10 protein-coding genes and 2 pseudogenes are annotated in these 12,671 nt (G+C 46.1%); 7 read left to right on the forward strand and 5 right to left on the reverse strand.

Annotated features, from left to right (window positions below; genetic code table 11):
• Positions 1–139 precede the first annotated feature (139 nt).
• The 3 genes and pseudogenes from fghA to ABMY42_RS13590 form a co-directional block, all read left to right on the forward strand.
• Positions 140–979, forward strand: coding sequence for an S-formylglutathione hydrolase (gene fghA / locus ABMY42_RS13580; RefSeq protein WP_005447282.1), 840 nt, complete (start codon positions 140–142; stop codon positions 977–979).
• Positions 980–1,179: 200 nt separating this feature from the next.
• Positions 1,180–1,719: pseudogene (locus tag ABMY42_RS13585) on the forward strand (glyceraldehyde-3-phosphate dehydrogenase); the annotation flags it as partial.
• A gap of 262 nt (positions 1,720–1,981) precedes the next feature.
• A pseudogene (locus ABMY42_RS13590) lies at positions 1,982–2,635 on the forward strand (BamA/TamA family outer membrane protein); the annotation flags it as partial.
• Between the two features lie 49 nt (positions 2,636–2,684).
• On the opposite strand, the gene ABMY42_RS13595 reads toward ABMY42_RS13590, so the two are convergent.
• Positions 2,685–3,053 carry a DUF805 domain-containing protein gene (locus ABMY42_RS13595; protein ID WP_272760128.1) on the reverse strand — a complete coding sequence of 123 codons (369 nt, stop codon included), beginning with the start codon at positions 3,051–3,053 and terminating at the stop codon, positions 2,685–2,687.
• A 276-nt stretch (positions 3,054–3,329) separates the two neighbouring features.
• Here ABMY42_RS13595 and ABMY42_RS13600 point away from each other — a divergent pair, with 276 nt between their 5' ends.
• From ABMY42_RS13600 to ABMY42_RS13610, 3 genes are read left to right on the forward strand one after another with little or no spacing between them, the layout of a single operon-like run.
• The gene (locus ABMY42_RS13600) at positions 3,330–3,791 is read left to right on the forward strand and encodes an oxidoreductase (RefSeq protein ID WP_349266425.1); all 462 of its coding nucleotides are present in this window, start codon (positions 3,330–3,332) and stop codon (positions 3,789–3,791) included.
• Positions 3,792–3,793: 2 nt separating this feature from the next.
• Complete coding sequence (locus ABMY42_RS13605) at positions 3,794–4,885, forward strand: GGDEF domain-containing protein (RefSeq protein WP_005447275.1); 1,092 nt, start codon at positions 3,794–3,796, stop codon at positions 4,883–4,885.
• 10 nt (positions 4,886–4,895) lie between these two features.
• A complete protein-coding gene (locus ABMY42_RS13610) occupies positions 4,896–5,300 on the forward strand; it encodes a hypothetical protein (RefSeq protein ID WP_349266426.1) in 405 nt (134 codons plus the stop codon).
• A gap of 87 nt (positions 5,301–5,387) precedes the next feature.
• Here ABMY42_RS13610 and ABMY42_RS13615 read toward each other — a convergent pair whose 3' ends face one another.
• Both ABMY42_RS13615 and ABMY42_RS13620 read right to left on the reverse strand, forming a co-directional pair.
• On the reverse strand, positions 5,388–6,185 hold the full coding sequence (locus ABMY42_RS13615; protein WP_005447273.1) for a Cof-type HAD-IIB family hydrolase: 798 nt from the start codon (positions 6,183–6,185) through the stop codon (positions 5,388–5,390).
• Positions 6,186–6,335: 150 nt separating this feature from the next.
• The gene (locus ABMY42_RS13620; RefSeq protein ID WP_272760130.1) at positions 6,336–7,301 is read right to left on the reverse strand and encodes a DUF3137 domain-containing protein; all 966 of its coding nucleotides are present in this window, start codon (positions 7,299–7,301) and stop codon (positions 6,336–6,338) included.
• An 893-nt stretch (positions 7,302–8,194) separates the two neighbouring features.
• On the opposite strand from ABMY42_RS13620, the gene ABMY42_RS13625 reads away from it, so the two are divergent.
• Positions 8,195–9,874 (forward strand): pseudouridine synthase, encoded by a 1,680-nt coding sequence (locus ABMY42_RS13625; protein WP_349266427.1) that lies wholly within the window; start codon positions 8,195–8,197, stop codon positions 9,872–9,874.
• Positions 9,875–10,087: 213 nt separating this feature from the next.
• Here ABMY42_RS13625 and ABMY42_RS13630 read toward each other — a convergent pair whose 3' ends face one another.
• A complete protein-coding gene (locus ABMY42_RS13630) occupies positions 10,088–11,428 on the reverse strand; it encodes an MATE family efflux transporter (protein WP_349266428.1) in 1,341 nt (446 codons plus the stop codon).
• A 210-nt stretch (positions 11,429–11,638) separates the two neighbouring features.
• The gene (locus ABMY42_RS13635; protein WP_009696617.1) at positions 11,639–12,661 is read right to left on the reverse strand and encodes a substrate-binding domain-containing protein; all 1,023 of its coding nucleotides are present in this window, start codon (positions 12,659–12,661) and stop codon (positions 11,639–11,641) included.
• Positions 12,662–12,671 lie beyond the last annotated feature (10 nt).

A 12,671-nucleotide genomic window follows, 5' to 3' on the forward strand; every position in this document is an offset into this window, starting at 1 on the left:
AGGCTCTCTTCTCTCTTGGACACGTTTTCTTTTGGGAAGAGAGCCATCCGCTGTCTTTAACGGTCTTGTCCACCGTTAAAAATCATTGTTTTAAATACTCACAGTTTCTAACAAACATTGTTTTATCGAGAGATTATCCATGACCATTGAAAGCCTAAGCCAAGCCAAAGTATTCGGTGGTTGGCATAAACAATACACACACGAATCTCGCGCTTTAAATTGCAACATGCGCTTTGCGATCTTCTTGCCGCCAAATGCAACCAAATCAAACCCAGTGCCTGTGGTTTACTGGTTGTCTGGTTTGACGTGTACTGATGAGAACTTCATGCAGAAAGCCGGTGCGTTTCGCATGGCTGCTGAGTTAGGTATCGCCATTGTGGCACCGGATACTAGCCCACGTGGTGACGACGTTGCAGACGACGAGAACTACGATTTAGGGAAAGGCGCGGGTTTCTACCTAAACGCCACTCAAGAGCCGTGGTCGCGTCACTACCACATGTACGATTACATCACCCAAGAGCTACCTGCGATCATTGAAAGCAACTTCCCTGTCTCTGACGTGAAGTCGATTTCGGGTCATAGCATGGGTGGTCATGGTGCAATTACCATTGGTTTGAAAAATTCAGAGCAGTACCGCTCAATTTCTGCTTTCAGTCCAATCAGTAACCCAATGCAATGCCCTTGGGGTCAGAAAGCGTTTACCGCTTACCTAGGCACCGATATTGAAAGCTGGAAACAATACGACGCAAGTGAATTACTCAAACAAGCAAAATCACCATTGCCAATCTTGGTAGACCAAGGTGATGCTGATAACTTCCTTGCTGAGCAATTGAAGCCTGATGCGTTACTGGCGGCAGCAAAAGCTCATGATTCTGAAGTTGAACTGCGCATGCAGCCAGGTTACGACCACAGCTACTTCTTTATCTCTAGCTTTATCGCTGAGCATTTGAACTTCCACGCTAAGTACTTATTTGCTTAACCTTGGTTGTGACATAAGAAAAACGATAAAAAACTGAATGGTTAAATATACAAAGCCACCCACTTATTGGGTGGCTTTTTGCGTTTTAAAAACACTCACCTTCTCTTTACAAAACCACCATTGCAATTGCTCTGATTGGTGTCTAACTTGTAAGGGAACGCTATTCGCTTACTAGGGTCTATAGACCCGAATAGGACCCTATGAAAAAACCATCGTCAGTTATCATTAGTACCACCTGTTTCAGCTTTTTGCTCGCCTCTCCAATGGCTCAGGCAATCAACTTTTTTGATCCCATTGATGGGCAATTGGACATGGGAGAATATCTGGCTGAAAACGCTTATGGATTTCTGCCCGTCCCGATAGTGATTACCGAGCCCGCCGTGGGCTATGGCTTGGGCTTCACTGGCGTGTTTTTGCATGAATCCGATGAGCAACGGGAGAAAAGGCGCAAACTGGCAGAAACCTCTCTCGATGGTGGTGCGCAGCTACTAACACCAGCCATTACTGCAATCGGTGGTTTCGCCACCGAAAACGGCACTTGGATGGGCTTCTTAGGGCACCGCCGGACGTGGGCGCAAGACACGGTGCGTTACCTAGGTGGAGTGGGTTATGGCGACTTCAATATGACCTTCTATCCGCAATCCACCTTGCCGGGCTTAGATAGCGTCTTTAACGGCAAAGGGTTGGATTTCGAAATAACTGGCGGTGGCATGCTCAACCATCTTCAATACCGCATTATACCCAAGTAACCTCGAGATGCTCGGTTCAGCGAGAATGACTGGGTTTGTAGACGCGGCGGCGATTTAAAGGTCTAGCGGGTCTAAATCAAGAATCGACAACAAAGTATACAAGCCCAGTAAACTCGCCCTTTGGGAGCGTGTCATTGACCCGATTGCTGCGTCAAACAACTTGGAAAGAGCGGGCTATTACGCTACGTTGTTTTCCTTGAACTCGAATCAATGACAACGCTCTGAATCCTGCATCTTGAAGTCACTTGGGTATATTGATGCTCCGCTGTTTATCGGTGTGAAACAGCTCTATTTCGTCACCGATCAGAAAATCACCAACTCCCCTGTTGCCGATAAGTTATTGCAAACCCTGACCAATACCTCTCCGACTACCTCTGGATTGGGTCTGACACTGGAATGGGACAGCAGAAACAACTTCTTTAGTCCGACGCAAGGCTACAACTACAAAGCCGAATACCTTTGGTACAACGACGCGATTGGCAGTGATTACGAATACGAACAACTGGATGTGGAAGGCATTAACTATTGGGAGTTAGCGGATCGATGGTCGCTAGCGCTACGTGGTCAATACAAATCTCTTTACACTGACGAACGCTTTTTACCACCAGCGTCTTATCCAGACATTGAACTGCGTGGCGTTGCGAGAAATCGTTATCAAGGGGACGAGACACTGTCAGTCGAATCACAACTGACCTATCAGTGGAACACGCGCTGGTCGACGAATGTTTTCGGCGGCTTTGGCTACGCTTCAACCGAAGCATCACTATTCGAAAACAACGCCGAATACGCTTACGGCGTGGGCTTTCGTTACCTCATCGCTCGTCGTTATGGTCTGCAAGCAGGCATGGACTTCGCCTTTAGCGATGAAGACAGTGCAGTGTATTTCCAAGTGGGCTCAGGCATCTAAACCCACTTATACCCAGTAACTTCAAGATGCTGGATTCAGAGCCAAATCTCTACTCATGTTTCGGGTTCGCACCATATTGGTTCGAGCCTTCTTCACTGTCTTGGATGAGAAAGTACAGCAGCACTAAGACACCAATGATGGGCACAAAAGCGATCAACGCCCACCACCCAGTTCGTCCTGAGTCGTGTAAACGCCGCACGGTAACCGCAATCGATGGGATCATAATGAACAGGGCATAAATCACACCAAAGAAGCCAAAATTGTCCATTTGCATCACACTGCCGATCACTCGATCGATGATGCCCATCACTAAATTGACCAACACATTCACTAACGTAAAGTACCAATACTCTTGGCGTCTAGCCCTACCACCAAAGTTGGAGTAATTGAGGATGACCCTGTAGTACCAATCAAACATATCGCTTCTCCTAATGAGATGAAAGTGTCGCGAAAGTTAGACAACGTGAGGCAAACTGCACACAAAATAGACTAAATAATGTATTCATCCAATAGTTCTATTTTTAACTATGTCATTAACCTTGACGTATATTCCACCAACGGTTACTTTTCACCCATAACGTATTATATAAATCCATCAAGTTGGCTCTATTATTAATAAATAACCGAAATTTCTGCGGATCGATGTAGTGACGCTATACCGCCGAAACAAGGTCAATAAATCAAAGGGCACAAGATGAGAAAAACAGTGGCACTCGCTTTGCTTTTGTTTGCACCGACACTTTTTGCAAACACGATACAGTTTAGCAGTCCTGAGAAATCCGATGTTGTTGTGGCATTAAAAGACCTAGAGTCATTGCCTCAAACTACCTACACCACCAAACTGCCTTGGCTCGAAACGCCAGCCGAGTTTGAAGGCGTTAAGTTAAGCATCCTATTACAAAATGCATTTGGACAAGTACCCCAGCGCGTTGAAGTACGTGCATTGAATGACTACCACTCCGATTTATCTCGTGAAGATATCCTTCGTTACCAGCCTATCGTGGCGTACAAACAAAATCATAAATACATCAAGATCCGAAACAAAGGTCCCTACTGGTTGATCTATTCTATAAATAAATACCCAAAACTAGACATTGCCCCATACCATTCGCAAATGGTCTGGCAAATCAACAGGATCAGCGTGAAAGAAGAATAACAATGAAGGCGAAACCCCATCCTACAAAACAAGGTCCATTTTCGACTAAGAGTAAGTTATTGTTGTTGATTTTTTCATCGACATTGCTGCTCGCCAACATCGTATTATTGAAAGAAACCCGAGCACTTACCCAAAGCTACTCTGCCCAACAAAACCAAGCGACTTGGTTTTTATTTCATTTATCTAAAGAGTTATCGGAATTAGTGGGTGAAGCGCGTCGGCTCAATGAGAGCGTGATGAACATTGATGGAGCCGAGCTGCAATATGAGTTAGCTTGGAGCCGTTTTGATTTGCTGATCAACAACAAAGAAGCGGACTCTTTCCTATCAAGAGAAGAAGTACGCGTGTACTTTGTCTCTCTATTCGATAAATTTCAACAACTCGAACCCATCTTAGTTGAAGCCAAAACAGGCAGCAGCGTGGCTGCTAATCAGTTTTACCGCGCAACGCAAAATCTATACATGGAAATGATTGACTACGTCACCCAGAACTTCCGTGTTGCAAGCCCGCTTTATCAGCAACAGCAAGTTCGTGCGTACAATTTACTGCAAGCGCAGTACATCTTGTTGGGCATTTTCGTGCTTACCGTGGCGCTGCTGACCTACTTCTATAAGCAAGAATCAAAGTTCCACAAACAACTCGCGTTAAGTGATCCACTGACGAATCTTGCCAACCGCAGTGCTTTGTTTCTCGATTTACATCGCAAGGAAGAAACCAAAACCCCGTTTTCGCTGCTCCTACTCGATCTGAACGGCTTTAAGAACATAAACGATACGTTGGGACACCAAGCGGGTGACATCGCTTTAATCGAGATAGCAAAGCGCTTAAACGACATGGCATTGGATGACTTTACTGTCTATCGCATGGGTGGTGACGAGTTTGCCGTAATCATCAACACAACCGACGAGAACAAAATTACCGAAGCAACGCACCACGTCCATGTAGTGTTTGAGAAACCGATTCTCGCCTCCGACCAAGCCGGAGCCCTATCCACCAGTTTAGGTGCAGCGAGCTACCCGCAAGACGCCGACAACATTGACTTCCTAATCAATTTAGCGGATAAGCGCATGTACAAAATGAAATTCCAACGTTAAACGGATAACCATGATGAAAAATTTCATGCGAGCGGTGTTATTACTGCTAGTGATCGCGCTTGGTGTGTTGGCTTGGGTCTTTATCCCATCCCACGAGACAGTGGGCGCACAAACCCTCGAAGAGGCGCTCAACGACAACTACATACTGGTTGGTCATCGCATTCACTCTACAGACCCTGACGCGGGTAACATGTTCGGTTACTTTGTTGTATACAAAGGCGCAAGCACCGAAAACCTAGAGCCGTTTTTGGTGACTTCTGATCAGTTTATTCGTATGGAGCAAACCGGCGACAACATACTAGCTCTAACCGTGAATGGTCGTATTTACCGTTATCACAATGATTTGTGGGTAGAAAACCCAGATGGCAAGCTACAACACTGGTTTGTAAGTGCGACAGCGAAATACGTACGCTAACTCATACCTGTTTGAGCCTTAGACAAACAAAAGCCCCGCTCATCAAATGGCGGGGCTTTTTTATGCTTGAGATTCGCTAAGCGGCGATTAAAGCACTTTTTCTTTGATGACCTTCATCACACCCGAATCACGGTTACTTGGTGCTGAGAAGCGCGCCACTTTTTTTACTGCTTCATGTGCGTTTTCCATCGCATAGGAATGCTCACTCACTTGCAGCATTTCTAGGTCATTGAGGTAATCACCAAACGTCATCGTCTCTTCAGGACCGAAACCCATGGTTTGTTGAAGGTGCTTGATCGCCGCCCCTTTTGACGCTTCTGCGTTCATCACATCAAGCCAGATCTTCGCACTCACCACCACTTGATGACTGTGACCAAACTTCTCACTCATTGTAGGGAATACCAATTCTTCAGAGCCACCAAAGTGACAGATTGCGACCTTGATAAATTCGTCCTCTACTGCCAGCAAATCCGGCACGTATTCGCAACGGTGGTAGTATTTCTGGAACTCTTCTAACGCTTTTGGATCTTTGGTTTCGATGTAAGCCGAACGCTTACCACACAGTACAAGGTGTGTGCCTTCTACCGCACGTGCCGCTTTTACTATCTCATCGATTTCCGATTTCGGAATGGTGCAGCTATAAAGCTCTTTGTCTTGGTGCATCACCAAGGTGCCATTTTCTGCCACGTAAATCATACGGTCTTGAATTGGCGCAAACGTATCACGCAAACTGTAGTACTGACGACCTGACGCTGCGGAGAATAAAATGCCCTTCTCTTCAAGCTGTAAAAAAAGATCAAAAAACTCTGGGTCTAGACGACCATATTGGTCAAGTAAGGTGCCATCCATATCGGTGGCGATGAATTTGATGCTAGCTTGTGACATGACTTTAACTCAAAAGTGAAGCAGCTCAGGTCACTCTTTGAATGAAAACAGGCTGCAAAAAATAGTCACGCTAAGGTACAGGATCTTGGATGAATCTCAAGCTGAAATCACCGAGTCTTTACCGAGTTTCAGCTTGAGAATAACAGGGGATTACGCCGTTTCTACGACACTATCAGGCTCCATCATTGGTCGCATAAGGTCTAAACTGCGAACCGTGCCAATCAAGAAATCCAACTCACGATAAATCTCCGCGACCGCTTCAAACTCACCCGCAGGTTCATCCAATTTAGGCTCAAACAGCTCTTTCCAATGCGAGATGGCAATGTAGAGCTTTCCGTTTACTTGAGAAAGCGACAAGCTAGAAAACTCACTTTCACGACGAAAAGTCAGCACACGCTCGATCAATTCATCCGTTAACAATTGCTTTGCCGTGTCTAAATCGTCGCTATACACCTCATACTGCTGGTCAAATTCTGGATTGCCCAGTCGGACTCGTTTACCTATTTGAATCTTGAAGAAGCTATCCCACAACTTTTCGCGCAAGGTTGGAGTATCATCACGATCAGTCAGCACAAAGGTGCAAATGTCTTCATTCATCGGAACGTCGATTTCGCAAAACAACCCCGCAAAAAATACGTAATGCTTACTCGAACTGTCACTTCCAGAGCTGATGAGCTTTGATGCTTGAATCTCAGACATCACCACTTTGGCTTCACCGATGGTACCTGAAATAAAATCATCACTTTCGAAACCATCACAGCGGTCTAAGTACAAACCACTACGTTCAAAGGTATCTTTGTCAAGCTTGCGGCTTGGGTCCCAAGTCAGTGAAGGCTCAATATGTGCCAACAAACTCTGCATAATGTATTGCTTGTAGGTTGTACGATACTCATTGTGCTTTTTGTTGAAGTAAGCCCAACCGCCGAGCAACAGTGCCAAGAGCACAAACATGGTAGCGAAGGTGGCAATATCAAAAGCCACTGCTCCAAAGAAAACACACACCGCGACACCAAGAAACTTGCGGCGACGAAGCGCTTCTAAACGTAAAGCTTCCAGCGGTTCGAGCTTATGTCGCAAATCATTTTCAAACAGAGTTTTGAGTTGATCAGTGGTCATCACATTCCTTTTTATTTACGTACAGAGTCCATTACCAACAATTGCAAGGTGAATCATTGCCACCGCTACAGGCGTCACTCGGGACGCAATCCAAAGAGTTGCATCCCATATCCGTTACACAAGATGAGTCTTTGTTCTTACGCCGCTTGCGATTACGGGAAGGTTCCTCAGTTTGAAGACGCTGATGAGCATGTCTACAGCGTGTAAACTGGTCTTGAACACTGGTATAGCTAGAAAACACGCCTTTACGTTGAATTATTTTGCTGATGGCTGCAGAACAAGAATCCGTGCCGTAGTACACCGCATGAGCACAACGGAACCCTTTGTGTGGGGATAAATAGCGTTGATAAAATCGTATCAATGCCAACACCAGTTTCGACATGCTTTTCCTTTTGCATCTAATAAATCATTCGAGAACAACGCTCGTTCTTATACCCAAGTAACCTCGAGATGCTAGGTTCAGCGAGAATGACTTGGTTTGTAGACGCGGCGACGATTTAAAGATCTAGTCACTCTAAATCAAGAATCGGCAACAAAGTATACAAGCCAAGACAACTCGCCCTTCGGGAGCGTGTCATTGCCCCGATTTCTGCGTCAAACAACTTGGAAAGAGCTGGCTATTACACGGTGTTGTTTTCCTTGAACTCGAATCAATGACAATGCTCTGAATCCTGCATCTTGAAGTCACTTGGGTATATCAATCAAAACAGTACATCACTCAAATTAATCATTTCAAACGCAATCCTAATTTCTGCGTTCTAAGCAATGAAAATCATTGAGATAAGGAGTCATAGCGAGCCGATACCGTCAGCCCAGGAGCGCCTTCGAATAGCAATCACAGCCAAAACAGGTACAATCCGTGCTCGATTTTTATTTCGCGCGGACTCACTCTCATGCACTCGCCTGAACAATGCTTTACTCGATTTTCTGCAGACATTTCTGGCTATAACTTGCCAGCGCAGTTTACGTTTCCGTTCTACTACACCCCTCACCCATTGTGTGTATTGGCTGCAGAGCAATTACAGCAGCACCTCATGACACAAACTGACTTTGAGCACGATTTTGGTCTTGAGGATGAGCAAAGTGGACGCGGTAAGATGTTCGGTGTTTTGCTAGTGCGTAATCCACAAGGTGAGATTGGCTACTTCAGTGCGTTCTCTGGCAAGATTGCCGATCAAAACTTGCTCCCTGGTTTTGTTCCACCCGTATTCGACATGTTGACGGAAGAAGGTTTCTTTCGTGGCGAGACGGATGCTATTAACGCGGCGAATGCGGAATACAAAGCCTTTGCTGCTAATCCAGAACTGGCACAACTAAAAGCAGAAATTAAAGCCGACCGCGAAGCGTATCAACAAGAAGAGAATGCCCAGCGCCAAGTGATGATTGCTGGTCGTGCAGAACGAAAACAGCAACGTACGCAAGGCGAGCAAACCTTAAATCCAGAAGATCTAAAAGCGCTACTGGATGATTTGGGTAAACAAAGCGTTGCTGAGAAGAATGTGCTCAAGTACCTCAAACAAGCTTGGGACGAAAGGCTGGCAATCAAAGAAGCACGCTTAGCCGAGCTAGAACAAACACTGACAGGGCTCAAAGAGCAGCGCAAAGATTTGTCTAATGCTCTACAACACAAACTGCATCAGCAATACCGCTTCTTGGACAACCGCAACGCAGAGCGCGACTTGGTGGACATTTTTGCTCCTACTACCAATCCAGTACCACCAGCCGGTTCTGGTGAATGTGCCGCTCCGAAACTGCTTCAGTTCGCATACAAGCATGGCTACCAACCACTAGCATTAGCTGAGTTTTGGTGGGGCGTATCGCCGAAATCGGAAGTGCGCCAACACAAAAAGTTTTACCCATCTTGCAACAGCAAGTGTCAGCCGATTTTGGGGCACATGCTGCAAGGCTTGGATGTGGAGCCAAACCCATTGGCAGAAAATTGGGCAGAAGATAAAGAGTTAGAAATACTGTTCCAAGATGAAGCCATGGTAATCGTCAACAAGCCATCGGGTCTGCTTTCTGTTCCGGGTAAAACCATCAAGGATTCGGCGTACACACGTCTTCAAACAATGTTCCCAGATGCCGAAGGACCATTTGTGATTCATCGCTTAGATATGGCGACTTCGGGGATTTTGGTGTTTGCTTTAACCAAACGCGCGAACAAGAGCTTGCAAAAGCAGTTCATTACACGCGGCGTACAAAAGCGTTATATGGCACTGCTTGAAGGTGTATTAACTGAGCCTGAAGGTGAAATCTCGCTTCCGATGCGTGGCGATCCAGATGACCGTCCACGTCAACTTGTGTGCTTTGAGCACGGTAAACCTGCCGAAACTTACTGGCAACTGATTGAAATAAAAGACGGACGCAGCAAGGTGTACATGTACCCGAAAACGGGGCGTACCCACCAATTGCGTGTACACAGTGCCCACCACATGGGCTTGAACATGGCGATGGTTGGCGACGGCTTATATGGCGAGAAAGCCAACCGTCTGCATTTGCATGCGGAGATGTTAGAGTTGGATCATCCGTACAGCAAGGAGCGTATGTGTTTCCAAGCAGAGTGTGAGTTTTAAAGTGACTCTACGTGAAAAGCAGATAGCAAAAAGGCGCTGAGTTACAGCGCCTTTTTTACGTTTAGAGCAAGTAAGAGATTCCCGACTGCGCTCCTCCGTCGCTATCGGGAATGACGCGTTATAGAGTTAGGTTTCCAATCACCATAACTAAACATTGTCATTCCAGAATCGAGGAACGAGATGTCTGGAATCTCTGGGTTTTATGAACGGAAGTTAACTGACTTTAAACTTCGTCCACACTTGAGAGCGCCAGCGTCTTGCCATAATGATACCGCGCACCCATTCATCTAGAGCAATTGCCATCCAAGCACCAATCACGCCATAACCCATGTGAATGCCGAAGATGTAAGAAAACACCACACCTAATCCCCACATGCTCAGAATACCCATCTGTACTGGGAACTTGATGTCGCCCGCCCCCTTGAGTGCCGAAATGAAGATCAGGTTAAACACGCGTCCTGCCTCTAGCACGATTGACCCCATGACCAATGAGCCCGCCAATGCCAAGATTTCTGGCTGATCGGTAAACACGCTCAGAATCTCTTCATGGAATAGGTAGATCAAACACGTCGCTGCTGTTGACGCCGCAAAGCCAATCAAAAAGTAGATCTGCACGCGTTTCAAAATGCTGGTCACCCAACCTTTGCCTATGTAGTACCCTGTCTGGATTTGCGCTGCCTGACCAATCGCGAGCGCAAACGCGAAAGAGAAACGTGCGATGTTTTGCGCATAGGTAAATGCCGCTAGCGAAGAGGTACCCATTTGCACCACAAAGTACACGATGCAGATTTGCGCCATGTTGTAAGACAGTACTTCGCCCGCGTTCATGCCACCGATTTTTAAGATCTTTTTGTAGACCTCTTTCGGAACTTGTTTGAGCTTAGACATTGGCAATTCAATACTGCTGCGTTTCAAAATCACGCCTAATAGCAAAGTACCGATCACTTGGCTGACGACAGTCGCCACCGCAACGCCTTCAACACCATACACAGGCAAACCAAAAGGCTGATACAAAGCAAGGTAGTTACCAATGATATTGAATACACCAGAGATAAGGTTCACCACCATTGGTGAGCGTGAGTAACCATGGCTGCGCAGAATTGTGGTGAAGACGATACCAATCGTCACGTTGAACGTCATCGCACCGCTGATCAGCAAGTATTCCCTTGCGTACTGCTCAACCTGCGCCTCTAACCCGTAATAAGGTAAGAAGAACACCGCACCGATCACAGCAAGCACACTCAAAAAGGCACCAACAATAACGGACAAAGCTACGCTGGCAACGCCAACATCAACAGAGTCTTTCTCACGCCCTGCACCGTTGTATTGCGCGATCAAGATGCCCGTGCCACTACTCACAAAGGTGGATACGATGATCAGGAAGAACGTGAGCTGCGTGATAACCCCAACCGCAGAGACGGCTTTATCCGAGTAACCACTCAGCATGAATACATCACTGGTTCCTAAAGCCGTCCGTAGCAATATTTCGACAAGTATCGGCCAAGCCAATGCCACGATAGACATACGCTGGTTGATATTCTGGCTTTTAGGCATGAATTGAGACCTTTCCTACAACTAAAAACTGCCCCACAGAAAACTGTGAGGCAGTTCAAAAAATTAGATTTATTAGAATTTGGACATTTCGGCAATTGAACACTTAACCACCAAAATGCAGGCGCGAATTCTAGACGGAGTTTGGTCACAAATACAACAAAATTTCGTCGAGTTTCGGAAAATATTTTCTAATGCATTCGACGGATTGCCTTAGCTTGACTGACGAAACTTTGAAGCGGTAGATTGACGAACAATCAACTCAATAGGTGGCAAACGCACCTCGTGTCTCTCACCACTCAATAAATTAAGAATGGACTCTGCACTGAGCGCTCCGACTTCTTCAATTGGCTGACGCAACGTGGTTAATGCTGGCGTAAAATACTGTGAGGTCGGCAAATCATCAAAACCGATCACGGACACATCTTCTGGTACACGAAAACCATGGTCATGCAGAGCTTTTATTGCTCCATAAGCCGTTTGGTCATTGGCAGCAAACAACGCAGAGAAATGCACTTTGGATTCGATCAACTCAACGGTTTTGGCGTAACCGGACTCACTGCTGAAGTCGCCTTGCTTAACCAATTTTGGTAGCACTTTAATGCCAGCCTCTTGCAGTGCGTTCTTGTAGCCAACAAAGCGAGCAACGGCGTCTGGTTGATTCAAAAGCCCTTTAATATGCGCGATGTTAACATGACCTTGCTGCATCAAATGCAGTGTCGCCATATATCCACCCAATACATTATCTATATTTATGGATCGAACCTTATCGCCAATGACATTGTATCCAACCGCAACAACCGGAATTCGCTCTGCATATTCCAGTATCTGCGCTTCCGTCAAACTGCCCGTTACAATGATGACGCCATCGACATTGCTCTTCGCCAAATACTCCAAAGCATGCGATTCCAATGAACGCTGCCAATGTCCCGTCGCAATCACCAACGAGTACCCCTGAGCATTCAGAACCTTTTCCATATCGTTAAGGATACGACTGGTGTGCGGACTTTCTGGATGTTGGATAAGAACGCCAATCGTCATGGAACGCGTATTAGTGCCTTGTCCCATTTGATAGTTCGGCTTATAGCCCAGTGACTTGATCGCTTTCTCTATGTTTTGGCTTTTATCGTCCGAGACAAAAGTTGTACGGTTGAGGAAACGTGAAACGGTGCTCGGTGATACCCCAGCCAACTTAGCCACATCGTAAATAGATGCTGCTCTTTTTTTCTTTTTCATTGTAGGAATT

The organism is Vibrio sp. SSH13-20 (assembly GCF_040104475.1).
Classification (GTDB): domain Bacteria; phylum Pseudomonadota; class Gammaproteobacteria; order Enterobacterales; family Vibrionaceae; genus Vibrio; species Vibrio harveyi.

What these genes read in the sequence shown, in the direction of transcription:
- fghA (WP_005447282.1), top strand. Translation starts at nt 140, where the DNA reads ATGACCATTGAAAGCCTAAGCCAAGCCAAAGTATTCGGTGGTTGGCAT.
- ABMY42_RS13595 (WP_272760128.1), bottom strand. Translation starts at nt 3,053, where the DNA reads ATGTTTGATTGGTACTACAGGGTCATCCTCAATTACTCCAACTTTGGT.
- ABMY42_RS13600 (WP_349266425.1), top strand. Translation starts at nt 3,330, where the DNA reads ATGAGAAAAACAGTGGCACTCGCTTTGCTTTTGTTTGCACCGACACTT.
- ABMY42_RS13605 (WP_005447275.1), top strand. Translation starts at nt 3,794, where the DNA reads ATGAAGGCGAAACCCCATCCTACAAAACAAGGTCCATTTTCGACTAAG.
- ABMY42_RS13610 (WP_349266426.1), top strand. Translation starts at nt 4,896, where the DNA reads ATGATGAAAAATTTCATGCGAGCGGTGTTATTACTGCTAGTGATCGCG.
- ABMY42_RS13615 (WP_005447273.1), bottom strand. Translation starts at nt 6,185, where the DNA reads ATGTCACAAGCTAGCATCAAATTCATCGCCACCGATATGGATGGCACC.
- ABMY42_RS13620 (WP_272760130.1), bottom strand. Translation starts at nt 7,301, where the DNA reads ATGACCACTGATCAACTCAAAACTCTGTTTGAAAATGATTTGCGACAT.
- ABMY42_RS13625 (WP_349266427.1), top strand. Translation starts at nt 8,195, where the DNA reads ATGCACTCGCCTGAACAATGCTTTACTCGATTTTCTGCAGACATTTCT.
- ABMY42_RS13630 (WP_349266428.1), bottom strand. Translation starts at nt 11,428, where the DNA reads ATGCCTAAAAGCCAGAATATCAACCAGCGTATGTCTATCGTGGCATTG.
- ABMY42_RS13635 (WP_009696617.1), bottom strand. Translation starts at nt 12,661, where the DNA reads ATGAAAAAGAAAAAAAGAGCAGCATCTATTTACGATGTGGCTAAGTTG.